The sequence below is a fragment of the Peterkaempfera podocarpi genome (genome assembly GCF_042466665.1).
Taxonomy (GTDB): domain Bacteria; phylum Actinomycetota; class Actinomycetes; order Streptomycetales; family Streptomycetaceae; genus Peterkaempfera; species Peterkaempfera podocarpi.
This window is the reverse complement of the sequence record NZ_CP162102.1, coordinates 6,697,746-6,715,289: the sequence shown is the minus strand read 5'-3', so window position 1 is coordinate 6,715,289 and position 17,544 is coordinate 6,697,746. Positions and strand designations below refer to the sequence as shown.

Sequence of the window (17,544 nt, the reverse complement as noted above, 5' to 3'; positions counted from 1 at the left end):
TGCGGGTCAGCTGGTCCAGAGCGCCACAGCGGTACGGTCGTCCGCGTAGCCCTTGGCCCGCACCTGGAGCTGCCGCAGGAAGTCCACCGTGCCCGGCGGGTGCGGCTGCGACCAGTGGGCACCGAGGAACCGGGCCACCGCCGGCTCCTCGCGCACCGGGTCGGCGAACCCGGCGGTGGCCAGCAGCAGCAGATCCGCCGGGCTGGCCGGAACCAGCCGGAAGCGGAAGCCCGGGTCGGCCGGCTCCTCCACGCGCTCCGGTTCGGACGGATGGTGCAGCAGCCGCGCCCCGTAGGCGTCGATCCAGTGCTCCGCGCGCAGCAGGAAGAGCCCGCCCGGCCCGACACCGAAGCAGGCCCGGTCGCCGCCGTCCGGGTCCAGCGGCGCCAGGATGCAGTGCAGCGACCCGGAAGCGGTCGGCTCGGCCGGGCCGGAAGCGGCATCGGGGTCGTCGCCGAGCCGCGGGTCCGGCAGGACGCGCCCGCCCGGGGCCGAGGCCCGGCGCAGCGGCTGGGCCGCCCTGGCGGCGAGCCGCTGCAGTCCGAAACGCAGTCCGTCGCGGTCACCGCCCCGCAGGTCGGCGAGCAGCTCTGCCCGGCTGCGGCCGATGGCTGCGGCCAGCTGTCGGCAGGCCTCGGCCGCCGCGGACGGCGAGGTCTGGGAGCTCCGTGCCGCACCGGCCACCACGGCGACCAGGAGGCCGTCGGGCGCGTCGCCGAAGCGGGCGATCAGCAGTGCGTCACGGCGGGGCTCGCCACGGTAGCGCGCGGAGTCACCGCGCACACCGGCGGCCCGCACGGTGAGGCCGCCGTAGTGGGCGCCCTCGACGACGGTGTCCGGTACCAGCTCCCCGAGGTGGTCGGGGTCCGCCGGTGGCAGCGCCGACGGCTCGGCGTCGTAGGTGGGCGGCCGGTCTCCGACGAACGGGATCGGCGGCACCGGGCTCCTGGGCGTCCCGCTCGCCTCCTGCCGGCTCGCCCGCCGGGCCGTCGGCGCGGGCCCCGGGCGCCGGGGGTCGTCGGAGGCGCCCGGCCTGGGCGTGGTGGTCGGCGCCGGCTGCTCCAAGGACATGTCCTCCATCGGCTCGGCCCCGCGCGCGGACGGGGGTGCTACCGGGTCGTGGTGCGCGTCCGGCAGCGGCAGGGAGCCCGCGCCCCGGCCGGACGCGGCGCCGGACGCGGGACCGAGGCCGGGCGCGGGACCAGCAGCCGGACCGAGATCGGACGCGGGACCGGAGGCGAGGCCAGGCCCCGGGCCGAGGCCGGAGGCGGCGGCGCGCGGCCCCGGGACGGGCACCGGCGTCGCCTGCGGTGCAGGCGGCACGGACGGCCATCCGGCAGCCGGGACCGAGGGCTCGGCCGGTGCCGTGCTCAGGGAACCGCCGCCGTCGGCGTGGACGACCTCCCGCGCCGAGTCGAACCAGTCGTCCACCGAGACCACCGAGACCTGCTCCCCACCGGGCAGACGCGGCTGCACGCCCGGCTGCCCCTCGGCCTCCGCCTCCGCCCCGGGCTCGGACTCCGGCTCTGCGGCCAGGTCGGCTGTGTCTCCGGCCTGGGCTTCGGGCTCCTCGGCGAACACCCCCTGCACCTCGTCGAACCACTCGTCCACCGAGCCCGTCCCGGCCCTGGCCAGCGGGGTGTCGGGGACGGTGTCCCGCGGTCCCTGGTAGACGGTGTGCCACCAGGCATCCTCGGCGTCGTCCCGGGGCGTGGTGCCCTGGCTGCTCATCGTCGCCCTCCTCTGCCGGTTCCGGGGCGAGCGGTCACGTGACTGCGGCGATCCGTCCGCCATTGTCCACAAGCCGGGCCCGCTCTGCCGGGAGAAGTACGGGATCGAGACACCTCCGCCACTTTGTCCACCCCGGTGGACGCAGCGGCACTGGCCGAAATCGCACGTGATCGAACATGATGGCCGACGGCGGCCGGGTCTCATTGCCGGCCGCCGCGGCACCGAGCGTCCCCCGCAGCCCGCGGGGGGTGGTGGGCGGCGCCGATGGCCGTGGACAAGGGGTGGGTCGAGTTGCTCGGTTTCGTCGGACTGGACGACCACGAGGAGATCGCCTATCGCGCCCTGGTGGGGGTCGGCGCCGCCGCGGCGCCGGAGCTGGCGCGGCGGCTGGGCGCCGCCGAGGACGACATCGCGGTGGCACTGCGGCGGCTGGAGCGGCGCGGGTTGGCGGCACCCTCCCCGGGCCGGCCGGACCGGTATGTGGCCGCGCCGCCGGCGGTGGCCCTGGGGGCGCTGCTCTCCCAGCGCCGCCATGAGCTGGACCAGGCCGAGCTCGCGGTGTCGGCGCTGGCCAGGGAGTACCGGGTGGGTGCCACGGACATGGCGGCGCACGACCTGATGGAGGTGGTCACCGGCACCGAGGGGGTGCGGCACCGCTTCGAGCAGTTGCAGCTCGGCGCGCGCCGGGAGGTGCTGGCGATGGTCACCGCCCAGCCGATGGTGGTCACCGGCGAGGACAACGCCGCCGAGGAGCGCTCGGTGGAGCGCGGGGTGGCGTACCGGATCCTGGTGGAGCGCAGCACGCTGGACCGCCCCGGCGGGCTGCTGGAGCTGTCCGCCGCCCTGGGCCGGGAGGAGCAGGTGCGCATGGTGGACTCGGTGCCGACCAAGCTGGTGGTGGCGGACCGGTCGGTGGCGCTTGTCCCGCTGACGACCGGGTCGGCCTCGGCGGAGCCGGCCGCGCTGGTGGTGCACGCCAGCGGGCTGCTGGAGGCGCTGGTGAGCCTCTTCGAGTCGGTCTGGGAGCACGGCCGCCCGGTACGGCTGTCCCATCTGGGGGTGGAGGAGGAAGCTCCGGAGGCGCCGGACGACACGGATCTGCTGATCGTCTCGCTGCTGCTGGCCGGTCTCACCGACAACAGCGTCGCCAAACAGCTGGAACTCGGGTTGCGTACGGTGCAGCGGCGGGTCAAGCGGCTGATGGACCTGGCGGCCGTCTCCACCCGGATGCAACTGGGGTGGCATGCCTGCGAGAAGGGCTGGGTGCGGCGGCAGCCCTTGGAGGGCCCCGACGGCCCGGTCCGGGGCGGCTGACGGCGGTCTGGATCCCGCCCGGCCCAGCCCACTCACCCGTTCGGCTGATTAATATGTGCGCATGACCGCATCCGCTCACGGACATCGCCCGGTGTGGCAGGCCCTGCGGCCGCTCCGCCCCGTGCGGGTGCTCTGGTCCGTGCTGCTGGTTGCCCTGCTGTTGCTGTTGCCCTGCACCGGCTCCGCGAACGCGGCTGCGGGCGCAGCCGTGCGCGCGGCCGACGGGCCCCGCGCCACCGCAGCGGTCGCGGTCCCGGCCGGCGCCCCTGCAGGGCATGGGCCTGCCGTACCGCCCTCGGCCGGCTCCGGTCCGGCCGACCGGTCCGGCCACCGCCCCTCGGCGGATGTGCACCAGGTCACAGGGGCCGGGGACACCGGCTCCGCGGCCCTCTGCTCCACCTATGCCACCGGCGGCTGGCCGGGCAGCGGCTGCTCCGGCGGCGAGCACTGCCTTCAGGACGCGGTACTGCCGAACGCCCCGCCGCAGCCGATGATCGCCGCGCCGTACGCCGCGCTGGTGCTGCACCCCGGGCCGATCGCCGAGGCGCGCGGCCCGCTGCCCGGTGTCGACCGGGCGCCCGACCTCCACCTGCTCCAGGTCCTTCGGACCTAGGCGGAACCCTCCCCTGACGCGTGCGCTGCCGCGTCCGGGCCGGCACGGCGTCCCGTCGGTCGCCGTGCCCTTTGCCGAGATCTCTTCCGTGCACACAGAGAAGGACACAGCCATGGGTTCCGCCAAGCAGAGCGCCGCCGCGCGCAGAGCGCGCATCGAGCAGCTGCGCCAGGAGGAGAAGCGCCGTGAGCGCCGCAACAAGACCATCGCCTTCACGGTGGCGGGCGTGGTCATCGCCGGCATGATCGGCGGCGGTGCCTACATCGTCATCGACGCCAACAGCAAGAACGACGCCAAGAAGGCCAAGGCCACCGCGTCCGCCTCGGCGCAGGCCTCCGCCAAGGCCCAGGCCGCCAAGGTCGACATCACCGGGGTCAAGACCTGGAAGAACCTGACCTTCAACCACGTCAACACCAAGGTCAACTACCCGATGACCCCGCCGGTGGGCGGCGACCACAACCCGGTCTGGCTGGACTGCGAGGGCAAGGTCTACAACACCCAGGTGCCCAACGAGAACGCGGTGCACTCGCTGGAGCACGGTGCCGTCTGGGTCACGTACAACAGCAAGGCCACCGCGGCCGACATCAAGACGCTGTCCGACAAGGTCTCCGCGACCACGTACTCCTTCATGAGCCCCTACCCGAGCGAGCAGGGCACCATAACCCTCTCCGCCTGGGGCACCCAGCTGGTGGTGGACAGCGCCAAGGACCCGCGGGTGAACCAGTTCTTCCTCAAGTACGTACAGGGACCGCAGACCCGTGAGCCCGGGGCGTCCTGCGCCGACGCCGGGGCCATGCAGTGACACCCGCCGAGGAGGGTCCGATGGAGCACGACAGCGAGGCACTGCCCACCCCCGCCCGGCGGCGCGGTCTGTGGTGGCCTGCCGTGGTGGCGGGGTTCGCCGCGCTCTGTGTGGGCGCCCTGGCGCTGGTGGTCGGCACCTCCGGGGGCTCTCCGGCCGTCGCCGGCGACCGGGCCTCGGTCTCGGCGCCGGCGGACGACTCCCCCGAGGCGGGCTTCGCCCGGGACATGTCCGTCCATCACCAGCAGGCGGTGAACATGTCGTTCATCGTCCGCGACCGCACCAAGGACCCCGAGGTGCGGCTGCTGGCGTTCGACATCATCAACACCCAGGCCAACCAGCGCGGCATGATGTCGGGCTGGCTGGACCAGTGGGGTCTGGACCAGACGTCCAGTGCCAAGCCGATGGCCTGGATGGGCATGGGGGACGACTACCAGGCGCACGACGGCTCGCTGATGCCCGGTATGGCGACCAACACCCAGCTCGACCAGCTGCGCAAGGCCGGCGGCAAGGCCGCCGAGGTGCTCTACCTCCAGCTGATGATCGAGCACCACAAGGGCGGCGTGCACATGGCGCAGGGCTATGTGGCGATGAGCCACAACGCGGTCGAGAAGCGGCTCGCCGAGACGATGGTGGCCGGGCAGACCTCGGAGATCAAGCTGATGACGGACATGCTCAAGGCACGTGGGGCCAAGCCCCTGAGCTGATCCGCAGTTCCGCCGTGAGGGGCGGGGTACCACCGGCCCGCCGCCGGGGTGCCCCGCCCCTTCCGTCAGGCCGTACGCCCCGCACCCGGCACGGCGCCCGCGCACAACACCCGTACACAACGCCCGTGCACGGCCCACCGGGCGGCTGAGCAGCAGGCCGACGGCGCTACGCTGAGCGCCATGCCGCACCCCGAACCCCAGCCCAACGACCCCGCCGGACACCGCTCCCCGGCCGGCCCCGGCGTCCCGGAGGCGGCCGGCGCGGCGGAGCGGGCGCAGCAGCTGACGGATGTGGTCACCCGGCTGCGCCGGGCGCTGCGCAGTTCGATCCGCACCGACTACCCCTGGGAGTCGCTGCCGATGGCCCAGGTGGAGCTGTTGCAGACCCTCGCCGCCGCCCCGCTGCGGGTGGGCGAGCTGGCGGCGCGGCAGCGGCTGGCGCCCAACACGGTGAGCGGACTGGTCGGCAAGCTGCTGGAGGCCGGTTTCGTGGACCGGCAGGCCGACCCCGGGGACCGCCGTACCGCACGGATCGCCCTGACCGAGGCGGGCCACCGGCAGCTGGCGGACTGGCAGCGGGCCCATGAGCGGCGGATGGCCGCGGCCCTGTCGTCGCTCTCGCCCGCCGACCACGAGCTGGTGATGCAGGCACTGCCGGGGCTGGAACGTCTCGCGGACGCCCTGGGTGAGCCGGGCGAGGAACAGGCCGGGCGCCGGCCGGGGGAATGACTCCCTCGCGCCGATGGACTGACGCTGCGTCAGATCGTCGGCCACACGCTGTCCGTACGGAGCGGATGCCGGCGTCCGCGCCTTTGACGACGACGCACCCCGGACCGTTGACCTCACCACGGTGACCGGCGCCGACGCGCATCGCACGGCCGCGGACGGCCGCGGACGGCCGGCGGCCGGGGCCGTTGTCACGGACCCCGGCCGCCGCCCGACCGCACTACTGGAAGCGCACCTCCACGCTGGTGAAGCCCAGCGAGCGCAGCAGCCCCTGCAGCATGCTGCGGGTGTTCTGCTCGGCACGCGTGTCGAGGTCGCTGTCCTTGGCCGCGGCCTGGATCTTCTGCGCGGCCAGCACATTGAGCTGGTGGTCGTCCCCGGGGTTGGACCCGAAGAAGTCCCCGAACCGGTCCAGGATGCCCCGCTCCTTGGTGAAGACATAGGACCGCTTGGGGTCGAGCGCCGCCTCGGCGAGCTGGGCGTGCGGCAGCGTGAGGACCGCGCTGCGCCGGTCCTCGGAGACGATGACGCCGTTCTTGGCGACCTTGCCCAGGTCCACATAGGCGGCGACACTGCCCGCGCCGACATACAGGGTCCGGCTGCCGCGGACCGCCTCCGGCAGGAACTTGGCATCCTTCTCCAGGTCCACCACCACCTGGAAGTTGCCGGTGGCGGCCTGATAGCGGCTCATGTCCTGGATCGACTTGAGCACAGCCGGCCCGCTGCGGTCCTTGGTCTCGGTACCGAAGAGGTCCGGCAGACCGGGCAGCCAGTCCAGCTTGGCCGCGGCCAGGAACGCCGCCACGATCACCGCAAGGGTGACCGGCAGCGCCACGTACCACGGCACCCGGCGGCGGTCACGGCCGCGCTCCCACCGGCCCTCCGTCGCCCGCCCCTCCCGTGTGCGCTCCCTGAGAGTGGTGCGCCCCGCTTTTCGTCCGGCGTCTCACCGCTGCTGTTCTCTTCGCGTGCCTCTCGGTGGAGCGGCATGTCGAAGACACCTCCCGTCGCCCGCCCTGGGGGTCTGTCCCCCACCGCGCTTATGCCCCCGGCCCCACTGGAACATGGCACCGCGGCTCATACCGTAACGGGGCAGGGACGATTCCATGACAGAGAGCGCTCTCACAGCCGACTGCCACCGGATAAGCTCTGCTGCACAACCCTCACATGCAGCACTAGGAGCCCCAGGTGACCGAGGAGTCCGCGCAGCCGGAGCGCATCGGAGTGCTCCGCCCGACCCTGGAGGCGGTGGCCGAGCTCGCCGGGGTGTCCCGGGCGACCGTCTCACGGGTGGTCAACGGCGGCGCCGGGGTACGGGCCTCGCTGCGCGAGCGGGTGCAGCGCGCCGTGGAGGAGCTGGGGTACGTCCCCAACCAGGCCGCCCGCACCCTGGTCACCCGCCGCAATGACGCGGTGGCGGTGGTCGTCGCCGAGCCGGAGAGCCGGGTCTTCTCCGACCCGTTCTTCGCCCAGCAGTTGCGGGGCATCGGCAAGGAGCTCTCGGCCGCCGACTCGCAGCTGGTGCTGCTGCTGGTCGAGGACACCGGCGACTACCAGCGGGTCGGCCGCTACCTGGCCGGCGGCCATGTCGACGGCGCCCTGCTCTTCTCACTCCACCAGGACGACCCGCTGCCCGCCATGGCCCACCGGGTCGGCCTGCCCACCGTGATCGGCGGCCGCCCCTGGGCCGCCACCGACCGCGACCAGCTCTATGTCGACACCGACAACCGCGGCGGCGCCCGGCTGGCCGTGGGGCATCTGGCCGCCCTCGGCAGACGGCGTATCGCCACCATCACCGGTCCGCTGGACCAGACCTCGGCCGCCGACCGCCTCGACGGCTACCGCGACATCCTGCCCGACGGCGACCCCCAGCTGATCGCCGAGAGCGACTTCACCCAGGAGGGCGGCGGCCGCGCGATGGCCGAACTGCTCGCCCGCCGCCCCGACGTCGACGCCGTCTTCGCCGCCTCCGACCTGATGGCCTCGGCGGCTCTGCGGGTGCTGCGCGAGCACGGCCGTCGGGTACCGGAGGACGTGGCCGTGGTGGGCTTCGACGATTTGGAGTCGGTGGCAGCCTGGACCGACCCGCCGCTGACCACGGTGCGTCAGGACATCGAGGACATGGGGCGGCTGATGGCCCGCCTGCTGCTGCGCCGGCTCGCCGGCAACGGCGGCGCGGACGCGGCCCGCACCACCCCCGCCTCGGTGATCACCCCCACCCGCCTGGTGGTCCGGGCCTCCGCATGACCCGCCGCCGGGTGCGGCGGCGGGTCCGCATGAGAGCGCTCCCACCCAGTGCCGCCCCCGCCGGCCTCTGCCCTGCCGCGACGCTCCCCCAGCCTTCGGCCGGGAGGTGCCCCCAGGCACGCACGCTCGCTGCGTTGGCCGAAAGCCCAGGTACGACCCAGTACAAGGGCTTCCGGCCGCCATGCGATCGCACGCACCGGACGCCGCGGCGTGCGGGCACCTCCCGGCCGCCAGGCTGGGGGTGGGCAAACGTCGGCGGGGCGGCACTAGGGACTGGCCAGCAGATCCAGCTGAAGGCCGACGGCATGCTCCGCCAGATGGCGCTCGGCGACGGAGCGGCGGCCGGCCTCCCGCCAGCGGCTGCGCCCCTCGGCGTCGTCCAGTGACCACCGCACGGTGTCCGCCCACACCGTGTCACCCACGCTGTAGGGGGTGAGCAGGCCGTTGACGCCGTGGTCGATCTGGTCCGCGATCCCGCCGACCGCGGCGCCGACCACCACCGCCCGCTTCCAGAGCGCCTCGGTCACCGTGAGCCCGAAGCTCTCCCGCAGGCTGTTCTGCACCACCGCCGCGGCCCTTCGGCGCAGCACATTGAGCGCCAGGTCCTCGGCCGCGCGGGGGCCCGGACGGAACGACCAGATGTGGACCCGCCGCCGGATCTCCTCCGGGAGCGCCGCACGCTCATCGGTCAGCCGACGGCGGATCTCGGCGTTCGCCGGGTAGTTGGTGGGCACGATGTGCGGCCCGGCCAGCACCAGTTCCACCTCGGTGTCCTCACGGGCCAGCAGGGCGAAGCCGCGGACCACGCCGAGCTGGCCCTTGAGCGGGTCCCAGCGGGAGACCTGGAGCACGAACGGCGCGTCGGGCCGGGTGAGGCCGCCGGTGCCGACGTCGTCCACGGCGACCTCGGCGCCGGGCGCGCACTCCTCGGGTACCGGGGCGGACCGTCCGGCGGCGAGCGCCGCCCAGAGCGGATCGGCGACCTCGTCCGGGATGTCGCGGTTCTTCCACGAGTGGGGGTCGATCCCGGGCGGGGTGATCAACAGCCTCTGGTCGCCGCGGAGTTGCGGCCAGACGAACGCCTGGCTGGAGAAGACGATCGCGTCCACGTTCTCCAGCAGCGGCAGCACCGTCTCCAGAGCCGACCGGTCGAGCAGGTCCGGCTGCTCGAAGCCGAGGTGGCAGCGCCACAGCACCCGGGCGGGGCCGCCCGTCACGGCGGGCGCCAGGGCCAGTCCCATGGGATCGTGCAGCACCACCGCGTCCGCCGTCCGGGCGGCCTCGGCCACCGCTGCGCCGTGCTCGGCGAGATAGGCGACCAGACCTGCGGCGGCGGTGCCGGCGGGGAACGGCGAGTCGGACCGCCGCCCGTAGAGCGAGCCGTGCAGCAGGAAGGCCGCCTCCTTGGCCACCCCGCGGGGCTTGGCGACATACCAGTCCGCCGTCCAGCCGGTGCCGGCGAGCGCGGCGGACTCGGCCCTGATCACCTCCGCCACGCCACCCAGGGCGCTGTCGGTGCTGATGTGCAGGATGCGCCGGGGTTGCGCGGTCACAGCGCGGCCTCCTCGGTCCTCGGTGCCAGTACATGCGCGGGCAGGAGCCGTTCGCACCCGGTGAAGCCCGCGCCGCCCAGCGCCACCACGGTACCGAGGACGATCCACAGCACCGGGCCGCCGTGCTGGAGCGCGGCGCCGACCAGCGCGGGGCCGCTGACGCTGGACACCGCCCAGGCCATCTGGAAGAGCGCGGAGTAGCGCCCCCGCAGCTCGGCGGGCGAGGCCACCAGTGCCAACGCGGTGGCACCGGGTCCGGCCGCCATCTCGCCCAGCGAGAAGAGGACCATCCCGGCCGAGGCGAGCGCCACGGCGGCACCCCGGCCCACGGAGGCGGTCAGTCCGTAGAGGACGAAGGACGCCAGGAAGAGCGCGGTGCCCAGCAGGACCGCCCGGGTGCGGCGGTAGGGCCCGAGGGCGCGGGTGACAGTGGGCTGAAGGGTGACGATCATGACGGTGTTGATCGCATAGACGCAGGGGGCGATCCACTTGGGCAGGCCCAGGGTGTCCACCAGATAGAGCGGCAGCACCACCGAGGGCAGCAGCCAGGCGAAGGCCAGCGCCGCCTGGGAGCCGACCAGGGCCAGATAAGGGCGGTCGTGCAGCAGGGTGCGCCACCGGTCGGGGCGGGGCAGCCGCACCCCGGAGCGCCCCGGGGCCAGCGCCGGGGCCGGGTCCGTGTCCGGGGGCGCACCCGGCGCGGCGGTCCGGGAACCGGACGGTCCCGAGCCGGACGGTCCCGGCCCGGACGGTTCGGGGCCGGGCAGTTCGGGGCCGGGCAGTTCGGGATCGGACGGTACGGGGTCGGACGGTACGGGGTCGGGCAGCCGGGCGAAGACCACGGCGGCGAAGAGCGAGGTCGCCGCGTTGCCCAGCAGGACGATCCGCAGTGCTCCGGTGCTCCCCGCTGCCAGCGCGGCCGCGGCGACCAGCGCGCCGGCGCCCACCGCCGCGCTCTTGAGGGCGTTGGTGAGGGCGATCCACCGGTCGATGGCGTCCTCGTCCACCTGCTGGATCAGGAAGACCGGCCAGGCGACCCAGTAGATGCGCTCGGCGCAGGAGAGCGCCAGCAGTCCGGCCGCGAGCGGAAGCGGGTGCCGGGCCACCAGCAGGTCCAGATAGCCCGCGATGCAGAGCGCATTGGTGGCCAGCAGCGCCCGCCGGGCTCCGGCACGGTCGACCAGCGCCCCGGCCAGGGGCGATCCGAGCAGGGCGGCCAGGGCACTGCCGGACATCAGCAGACCGATCTGCGACAGCGGCAGCTCGGTGGTGAGCCTGAGGTAGAGGAAGGTCAGCGGATAGAAGGCCCCGCTGCCGAAGGTGTCCACCAGCACGGCGGCCACCATCATCCGGCGGCCCCTCAGCCCGGACCGGCCGTCGCGCCGGCCCGCCTTCGCCGGGTCGGGCTGCGGCAGCGTCAGGTCCCGGCCCGCCGAGGGCTGCGGCAGCGCCGGGCGCCGGTCCGTCGCGGGTCTCGGCACCGCCAGGCCCGGGTCCGCCGCCGGCCGCGGCACCGCGTGCTCCGGTCCCGCCGCCGGCCGCGGCAGCGCCGGGCCCGGGCCCGCCGGGGCCCGGTCGCCCAGCGCCTCGGATCCGGTCACGCCCCGCTCCGCCGCCCGGCGGTGGCCGCGGGCGTCCCGAGGAAGGGCACCGCAACCTCGGGAGCGAGGCGCCGCGCCTCGGTGAGCAGGTCCTCGCCCCAGCGCTCCCACAGATCGCGGTAGCGGGAGGTGATCACCACCAGGTCGAAGGAGTCGCCCGGCAGACCGGTGCGCAGTCCGAGGGCGTGCCGCCCGCCCGGGGCCGCGGGGGCGCTGTCGTAGTCGAGCAGGGTCCAGTCGGCCCCGCCGGGCAGTTCGGAAGGTGCGGCCGCGCCCGCACCCAGCACGGCGATCCGCGGCGGCCGCGCGGGGTCGGCGGAGAGCACGGGAGCGCAGGCGGCGCGGATCTGGTCGGCGAGGTCGTCGCCGCGGGTACGGGCCGCGGCCGCCAGCACCCGGCTGTACTCGTACTCCAGCGGCGGGTCGAAGCGCCCGCGGGAGTACATGGCCCAGTAGAGCTCCATCACCGGGTCCGGGTGGCGTTCCAGGAGCAGCGCGGCGTTGCGTTGGTTGCTCAGCGAGTTGGCGTCCATGTCCCGCTCGTGGGGGGACTCGACGGCCCAGCCGTCCCTCAGCAGCGCCATGGCCGTGCCATGGCGGTGGAGTCGGTAGCCGAGCTCCAGGTCCTCGCCGCCCCAGCTGCGGAACCCCTCGTCAAAGCCGCCGACTGCACGGAAGTCGGCGGTGCGCAGCGACAGGTTGAGGGTCCAGAAGAACATCCAGGGGGTGTTGAGCCGCTCCGGGTCGAACCCGACCTCGCTGAGCTCCTGGTGGCGCAGGTCGCGGAAGCGGGGGTCGTCGCCGAAGAGCCGCACCACCTCCTCGGGGGCGCGGCGCTCCAGCGCCTCGGCGAGGCCGGGGTAGGGGTGCCTGGGGTTGTAGCCGTAGGTGTAGCCGAGGGCCACCCGGCCGGGCCCGGGCGGGTGCGGGGCGGGGCCGTGGGCTGCCAGGTGCGCGCCTACCGAGTCGGGGCCGAGCAGTGCACCGGTGTCCAGGAAGAGCAGCAGCGGGGCTGCGGCCAGCGCGGCTCCGGCGTTGCGGGCGCGGGCCACTCCGTACCCCTCGTCGGGCTGGAAGTGGTACGTGACCGGGAGTCTGCCCTCGAACTCCCGGACCACCTCGCGGGTGGCGTCCGAGGAGCCGTCGTCCGCGACCACCGCCTCCAGGGTGCCGGCCGGCAGGCGCTGGGCGGCGACGGAGTCCAGCGTGCGGCGCAGCAGGCCGGCGCGGTTGTACGTCGGGATGACCACAGAAATGAGCGGCGGCGGTGTCCGCATACGAATTCTCCGCTGAGTGAGGAGGTTCTGGTGATCCGGCGTTCCCCGCCTCCGACCGACGCGTCCGGCTCAGCGGTGAATTTCGACTGTATCCGCCGGGTCGGACACTGACAACAGTCGCCTAGGAATCCCCGAAATGCATTCGAGTGCCGCTCCAGTGGAGTTCAATGAGCCGTTTCTAGGTTCATGCGGTCGTCGGCGGGCCAAGGCCTCGCCTCGGCGCCCGGGGTGGAATCCGGCCCGGCGCGCGACGATTCCCCACTCCCCGGAACCGAAGACCGGTGCCGGCAGATTTCCCTGGGTCGCGCCCCATTCCGTTTACCCAGGTGCACCGTATACGAACACCTGGCACGGCACCGAGCCGTGCCCGGCTGCCCCAGAAGGAGCGTGGAGATGGCTATTGCCCAGCAGAATCGCGTACAGGAACTGCGTCCCGTGGCGAACCCGCTCGGCCCGGTCGGCGGGGTGACGGTGCGGGCCAAGGTCAGGGTGCCGTTGCAGGCGTCGTCCGGCGAGTATCTGCAGGCCGATGTGTTCACCTTCCACGGGATGAGCGACCCGGGGGAGCATCTGGCGATCGGGCTGGGCGACTACCGCTCGGCCGGCCGGCCGCTGGTGCGGGTGCACTCCGAGTGCCTGACCGGGGACGTGCTGGGGTCGGCGCGGTGCGACTGCGGCCCGCAGCTCCAGGAGGCCGTGGAGGAGATCTCCGCGGCCGGAGGGTTCCTGCTGTACCTGCGTCAGGAGGGCCGGGCATCGGGCTCTACAACAAGCTGGACACCTATCTGCTCCAGGACGACGGGCTGGACACCTACGAGGCCAATGAGCGCCTGGACCTCGACCCCGACTCCCGCGACTACCGCGTCGCCGCCGAGATGATCCGGGCGCTCACCGCGTCCCCGATCCGGCTGCTCACCAACAACCCGCAGAAGGCGGCGCAGCTGCGGCAGTACGGGATCGACGTCGCGGAGCGGGTGTCCACCGGGGTCTATGTGACCCCGTACAACCGCTTCTACCTGGAGACCAAGGCCAAGGTCACCCGGCACGCCATCGCCCTGGAGACCACCGCCCGGGCCTCCTGAGCGGCCCCTCCCCCATCGAAAGGCCGATCAGCCGATGAGTGCACTCATGATCACTCCCTGTCCGCGCATGCCCACCACGGCGGTGGCCCGGTGACCCCCGGGCGGGCCACCGCCGCGGAGGAGGCCGCGATGCGGCGTGCCGTCGCACTGGCCGCCCTGGGTCTCGGCGGCACCAGCCCCAACCCGGTGGTGGGCTGTGTGATCCTCGCCGCCGACGGCTCCATCGCCGGCGAGGGACTGCACCACCGTGCGGGCGGTCCGCACGCGGAGGTGGCGGCGCTGCGTGCGGCCGGTGCCGCCGCCTCGGGCGGCACCGCGGTCGTCACCCTGGAACCCTGCGACCACAGCGGCCGCACCGGACCCTGCAGCCGGGCACTGATCGCGGCCGGGATCCGCAGGGTGGTGTACGCGGTGCCCGACGCGAACCCCGCGGCGTCCGGCGGTGGGCGGACGCTGCGGGCGGCCGGTCTGGAGGTGGTGGGCGGGGTGCTGGCCGAGGAGGCCGCCCGGGGCAATCGGCACTGGCTGCTGGCCACGGCCCGCCACCGCCCGTTCGTCACCTGGAAGTACGGCGCCACTCTGGACGGCCGGGTGGCGGCGGCCGACGGCAGCTCCCGGTGGGTCACCGGCGAGGAGGCCCGGCGGGACGCCCACCGGCTGCGGGCCGCGCATGACGCCGTGCTGGTCGGTGCCGGCACGCTGCGCACCGACGACCCCTCGCTCGACCTGCGGCACGGGGTGGTCGGCCGGCCGCCGCTGCGGGTGGTGGCCGCCTCTTCGGCCCGCGGGCTGCCCGCGGCCGCCCGGATCTGGGACGGCTCGGCGCCCACGCTGCTGGCCGTGGCCGAGCCGGACTCGGCGGCCGGGCTGCCCGCGGAGGTCGAGGTGCTGGCGGTCCCCCGCGGACCGCAGGGCCGGGGCGTGGACCTCGGTGTGCTGCTGCGGGAGCTGTACGTGCGCGGCGTCCGCTCGGTCCTCGCCGAGGGCGGTCCGACGCTGGCGGGGGCGCTGCTGGAGGCGGGTCTGGTCGACGAGGTGGTCGGCTATCTGGCGCCCTCGGTACTGGGGGCCGGTCCGTCCTCGCTGGCCTCGGCGGCGATGCCGTCGGTGGGTGCGGCGGCCAGGTTCGTGTTCGGTGCGGTGACGCGGCTCGGAGCTGATCTGCGGATCAGTGCCACGCCGGTGCCGGCGGCGGTCCCCTCCGCTGCTCCGGTGGCCGCCGCGGCCGGGAGCGGGGCGGTGGCGCGATGAGGACGGGTGTGGTGCTGCCGCTCTACGACGATCCGTGGACCGATCCGCTGGGCCGCATCCTGCTCCTCGCCGACCTGGGCTTCTCCGGTGTATGGGTGCGTGACATACCGCTGCTGGAGAACGTCCCGGGCGACCGCGGGGCCGGTTTTGACCCGGTGGCACTGCTGGGCCATGTGCTGGGCCGCGGGGTCCCCTTCGAGGAGGTGGGCACGGCGGTGCTGTGCCTCAGCTACCGCCGTCCGATCACTCTGGCGCAGGCGGTGGCGACGCTGCAGAGCCTCTCCGGCAACCGCCTGGTGGTGGGGGTGGGAGCCGGCGTCAGGGCGCGGGTGAACGCGGTCTACGGGCTGGACCGCGACCAGCGCAGGGCGCAGTTCGTGGAGTCGGTCAGAGTGCTGGACGACCTTCTGACGGGCCGCTCCCGCACCCTGCCCGACGGGGTCCGCTTCGACCCCGCCCCCGGCACGGCCCCGCCGCCGCTGCTGCTGGCCAGCGGTGATCCGCATGCGCTGCGGGAGCTGGCCCCGCTGGCCGACGGCTGGATGACCAACCATCTGCCGCCCGAGGGCGTCCCCGGTGCACTGCCCGGCCTCTGCCCGGAGGCGGGCACCCTGCCGTGCACCATGCAGCTCACCCTGGCGGTCTCCACCGCCGATGCGGAGCTGGAGCCGTCCTGCACACCGTACGGGCGGCTGACGCTGCTCCAGGTCGGCGCCCGTCGGCTGCCGGGGCTGCTGGAGGAGTACGCGCGGTCCGGCCTGGCCCGGATGCTGTTCCATCTGCCGCTGGACGACGGTGACGGCCGGCAGCTCCGCGAGCTCGCCCGGGCGCTCACCGCCGTTCCCGTCTGACGCCCCGCCGGGGCGCCGGACCTGCGGCACAGCAGAACTGAGTTCCGATCAGTCTGGGGTGAAGGATGGCGGAGGAGAGTGTGAAGGCCGGGACACAGGGGCACATCCGAGATATGTACGAAGGCCGCCCTGCGGTCGGACCGTCCAACCGTCGACCGGAGGTCGCGCCATGATCGGCGTCGTCATCCTGGGCATCGTCATCGTGGCCCTGGGTCTCGCGAGTGTTGTCTTCACGCTCTGGAACGAGGGCGAGAAGCTCCCGGCCCGGCTGCGCCGGCGCCCCTAGGGGGCACCGGCCCCGCTCCGTGCACCGCCGTACGGCCTCCCCGGCACCTGACCCCGGGGAGGCCGTACGGCGGTGTGCCGTCTGCGGCAGGCCGGCTCAGCGGCGGCGGATCACCCCCGCGTCCCGCACGGACTTCTGGACCGTCTTCCACCGGCGGCGCCGCTCGGCGGCGACCCGGGCGTCACTGCGCGCCTCCATCCAGGCGTTCTCCCGCTGGAGCTTGAGATAGCTGTCCATCCGGCGGTGCGGCAGCGTGCCGTCCTCCAGGGCGGCGCTGACCGCGCAGCCGGGCTCGGTGCGATGCATGCAGTCGTCGAACCGGCAGCGGGCGGCCAGCTCCTCGATGTCGGAGAAGGCACCAGCCAGCCCCTCGGCGCCGCCGTAGAGGCCGACGCCGCGCAGCCCCGGGGTGTCGATCAGCACACCGCCGCCCGGCAGCGGGATCAGCTCCCGGGTGGTGGTGGTGTGGCGGCCCTTGCCGTCGCTGTCCCGGACGTGCTGCACGGCCATCACCTCGGCGCCTGCCAGGGCGTTGGTGAGGGTGGACTTGCCCGCGCCGGACTGCCCGATCAGGGCGGTGGTGCTGCCCAGGCAGGCTGCCAGTACATCGATGTTCTCGCCGGTCGCAGCGGAGACCACAAGAACCGTGGCGCCGGGGGCCGCCGCCTCGACGTCCTCCCGGATGTGCTCCGCGTCGCCGGCCAGGTCGGCCTTGGTGAGCACCACCAGGGGCTGGGCCCCGCTCTCCCAGGCCAGGGCGAGGAACCGCTCGACCCGGCCCAGGTCGGGATCGGATGCCAGGGAGACGGCGATTAGAACGGTGTCCACATTGGCGGCCAGCACCTGCCCCTCGGACCGCCGGCTGGCATTGGTGCGGACGATGGCCGTGGAGCGGGGCAGCAGGGCCCGCAGGACGGGCAGCGGACCGGTGGGGTCCACCGCCGCCCAGTCACCGGTGCAGGGACAGCGCACCGGGTCGGGGTCGCTCACGGCAGAGGTGTCGGCGCGCAGGGTGCGCAGGGCGCCGGTGCCGGGGTCGGGGTCGGCGGTGATCACATCGCAACGGCCGCGGTCGACCCTGGCGATGCGGCCGGGAAGCAGCCCGGCCTCGCGGTGGGGGGTGAAGAGCTCGTCGAGCTCGGAGGTCCAGCCGTGTCCGGCCAGGGGGTGCTGTACAGGGGTCGCGTCGGTCAACGCAGAAGGCCCTTCGGGAAGAGTGGATCCCGGTCGGGCAGCGGTGAACGCTTCAGACGGCGACCGGGGGGAGGTACGAGCGCTGGGGGCTGCGCAGGGCAGCCGTGACCGGGAAGACGGTCATGGGGCCCACCTCCTGTCTCTTCTCACCGGCCCGGGATACGCGTATCTCGACGCCGTCCGGGCCACCGGGCAACGCGACGACCGGAGTTTATGCACCCCCCGCTCCCCCGCGCATCCCCTTTTCGAGCTGCGCCGACGGCATCGCGGCCGCGCGGACCGCCCCTGGTCACCGGGGCGGTCCGCGCG

General features: G+C 74.1%; 14 protein-coding genes and 1 pseudogene. 9 read left to right on the top strand and 6 right to left on the bottom strand.

Annotated elements, in window-relative coordinates; translation table 11 throughout:
- Positions 1 to 6 precede the first annotated feature (6 nt).
- Positions 7 to 1,731 (bottom strand): protein phosphatase 2C domain-containing protein, encoded by a 1,725-nt coding sequence (locus tag AB0761_RS29585; protein WP_377272195.1) that lies wholly within the window; start codon positions 1,729 to 1,731, stop codon positions 7 to 9.
- Between the two features lie 291 nt (positions 1,732 to 2,022).
- Here AB0761_RS29585 and AB0761_RS29580 point away from each other — a divergent pair, with 291 nt between their 5' ends.
- The 5 genes from AB0761_RS29580 to AB0761_RS29560 all read left to right on the top strand — a co-directional run bounded on the left by AB0761_RS29580 (position 2,023) and on the right by AB0761_RS29560 (position 5,896).
- Complete coding sequence (locus AB0761_RS29580) at positions 2,023 to 3,045, top strand: helix-turn-helix domain-containing protein (RefSeq protein WP_377274386.1); 1,023 nt, start codon at positions 2,023 to 2,025, stop codon at positions 3,043 to 3,045.
- A 61-nt stretch (positions 3,046 to 3,106) separates the two neighbouring features.
- On the top strand, positions 3,107 to 3,658 hold the full coding sequence (locus AB0761_RS29575; RefSeq protein ID WP_377272194.1) for a hypothetical protein: 552 nt from the start codon (positions 3,107 to 3,109) through the stop codon (positions 3,656 to 3,658).
- A 112-nt stretch (positions 3,659 to 3,770) separates the two neighbouring features.
- Positions 3,771 to 4,460 (top strand): DUF3105 domain-containing protein, encoded by a 690-nt coding sequence (locus AB0761_RS29570; RefSeq protein WP_377272193.1) that lies wholly within the window; start codon positions 3,771 to 3,773, stop codon positions 4,458 to 4,460.
- A 20-nt stretch (positions 4,461 to 4,480) separates the two neighbouring features.
- A complete protein-coding gene (locus AB0761_RS29565; RefSeq protein WP_377272192.1) occupies positions 4,481 to 5,167 on the top strand; it encodes a DUF305 domain-containing protein in 687 nt (228 codons plus the stop codon).
- A gap of 180 nt (positions 5,168 to 5,347) precedes the next feature.
- Positions 5,348 to 5,896 carry a MarR family winged helix-turn-helix transcriptional regulator gene (locus tag AB0761_RS29560; RefSeq protein ID WP_377272191.1) on the top strand — a complete coding sequence of 183 codons (549 nt, stop codon included), beginning with the start codon at positions 5,348 to 5,350 and terminating at the stop codon, positions 5,894 to 5,896.
- 217 nt (positions 5,897 to 6,113) lie between these two features.
- On the opposite strand, the gene AB0761_RS29555 is transcribed toward AB0761_RS29560, so the two are convergent.
- Complete coding sequence (locus tag AB0761_RS29555) at positions 6,114 to 6,740, bottom strand: DUF4230 domain-containing protein (RefSeq protein ID WP_377272190.1); 627 nt, start codon at positions 6,738 to 6,740, stop codon at positions 6,114 to 6,116.
- Positions 6,741 to 7,081: 341 nt separating this feature from the next.
- On the opposite strand from AB0761_RS29555, the gene AB0761_RS29550 reads away from it, so the two are divergent.
- Positions 7,082 to 8,140 carry a LacI family DNA-binding transcriptional regulator gene (locus AB0761_RS29550; RefSeq protein WP_377272189.1) on the top strand — a complete coding sequence of 353 codons (1,059 nt, stop codon included), beginning with the start codon at positions 7,082 to 7,084 and terminating at the stop codon, positions 8,138 to 8,140.
- A 266-nt stretch (positions 8,141 to 8,406) separates the two neighbouring features.
- Here the strand turns inward: AB0761_RS29550 and AB0761_RS29545 are convergent, their stop codons facing one another.
- The 3 genes from AB0761_RS29545 to AB0761_RS29535 are packed head-to-tail and all read right to left on the bottom strand — an operon-like array spanning position 8,407 to position 12,571.
- A complete protein-coding gene (locus tag AB0761_RS29545) occupies positions 8,407 to 9,693 on the bottom strand; it encodes a glycosyltransferase (protein WP_377272188.1) in 1,287 nt (428 codons plus the stop codon).
- Positions 9,690 to 11,294 (bottom strand): MFS transporter, encoded by a 1,605-nt coding sequence (locus AB0761_RS29540; RefSeq protein WP_377272187.1) that lies wholly within the window; start codon positions 11,292 to 11,294, stop codon positions 9,690 to 9,692. The genes AB0761_RS29545 and AB0761_RS29540 overlap by 4 nt, the downstream gene beginning before the upstream one ends.
- Positions 11,291 to 12,571 carry a glycosyltransferase gene (locus tag AB0761_RS29535; RefSeq protein WP_377272186.1) on the bottom strand — a complete coding sequence of 427 codons (1,281 nt, stop codon included), beginning with the start codon at positions 12,569 to 12,571 and terminating at the stop codon, positions 11,291 to 11,293. Before AB0761_RS29535 ends, AB0761_RS29540 begins: the two co-directional genes overlap by 4 nt.
- Before the next feature lie 393 nt (positions 12,572 to 12,964).
- On the opposite strand from AB0761_RS29535, the pseudogene ribA reads away from it, so the two are divergent.
- From ribA to AB0761_RS29520, 3 genes and pseudogenes are all read left to right on the top strand, one after another.
- Positions 12,965 to 13,653 (top strand): annotated as a pseudogene (ribA, locus tag AB0761_RS29530) (GTP cyclohydrolase II).
- A 129-nt stretch (positions 13,654 to 13,782) separates the two neighbouring features.
- Entirely contained in the window at positions 13,783 to 14,904 is a 1,122-nt protein-coding gene (ribD, locus tag AB0761_RS29525) for a bifunctional diaminohydroxyphosphoribosylaminopyrimidine deaminase/5-amino-6-(5-phosphoribosylamino)uracil reductase RibD (protein WP_377272185.1), read from the top strand.
- Complete coding sequence (locus AB0761_RS29520) at positions 14,901 to 15,755, top strand: LLM class flavin-dependent oxidoreductase (RefSeq protein WP_377272184.1); 855 nt, start codon at positions 14,901 to 14,903, stop codon at positions 15,753 to 15,755. The genes ribD and AB0761_RS29520 overlap by 4 nt, the downstream gene beginning before the upstream one ends.
- Before the next feature lie 382 nt (positions 15,756 to 16,137).
- Here AB0761_RS29520 and rsgA read toward each other — a convergent pair whose 3' ends face one another.
- Positions 16,138 to 17,235, bottom strand: coding sequence for a ribosome small subunit-dependent GTPase A (gene rsgA, locus AB0761_RS29515; protein ID WP_377272183.1), 1,098 nt, complete (start codon positions 17,233 to 17,235; stop codon positions 16,138 to 16,140).
- Positions 17,236 to 17,544: the final 309 nt, after the last annotated feature.

Coding starts and splice junctions, on each gene's coding strand:
- AB0761_RS29585 (WP_377272195.1), bottom strand. CDS start 1,731: ATGAGCAGCCAGGGCACCACGCCCCGGGACGACGCCGAGGATGCCTGG.
- AB0761_RS29575 (WP_377272194.1), top strand. CDS start 3,107: ATGACCGCATCCGCTCACGGACATCGCCCGGTGTGGCAGGCCCTGCGG.
- AB0761_RS29570 (WP_377272193.1), top strand. CDS start 3,771: ATGGGTTCCGCCAAGCAGAGCGCCGCCGCGCGCAGAGCGCGCATCGAG.
- AB0761_RS29565 (WP_377272192.1), top strand. CDS start 4,481: ATGGAGCACGACAGCGAGGCACTGCCCACCCCCGCCCGGCGGCGCGGT.
- AB0761_RS29560 (WP_377272191.1), top strand. CDS start 5,348: ATGCCGCACCCCGAACCCCAGCCCAACGACCCCGCCGGACACCGCTCC.
- AB0761_RS29535 (WP_377272186.1), bottom strand. CDS start 12,571: ATGCGGACACCGCCGCCGCTCATTTCTGTGGTCATCCCGACGTACAAC.
- ribD (WP_377272185.1), top strand. CDS start 13,783: ATGCGGCGTGCCGTCGCACTGGCCGCCCTGGGTCTCGGCGGCACCAGC.
- AB0761_RS29520 (WP_377272184.1), top strand. CDS start 14,901: ATGAGGACGGGTGTGGTGCTGCCGCTCTACGACGATCCGTGGACCGAT.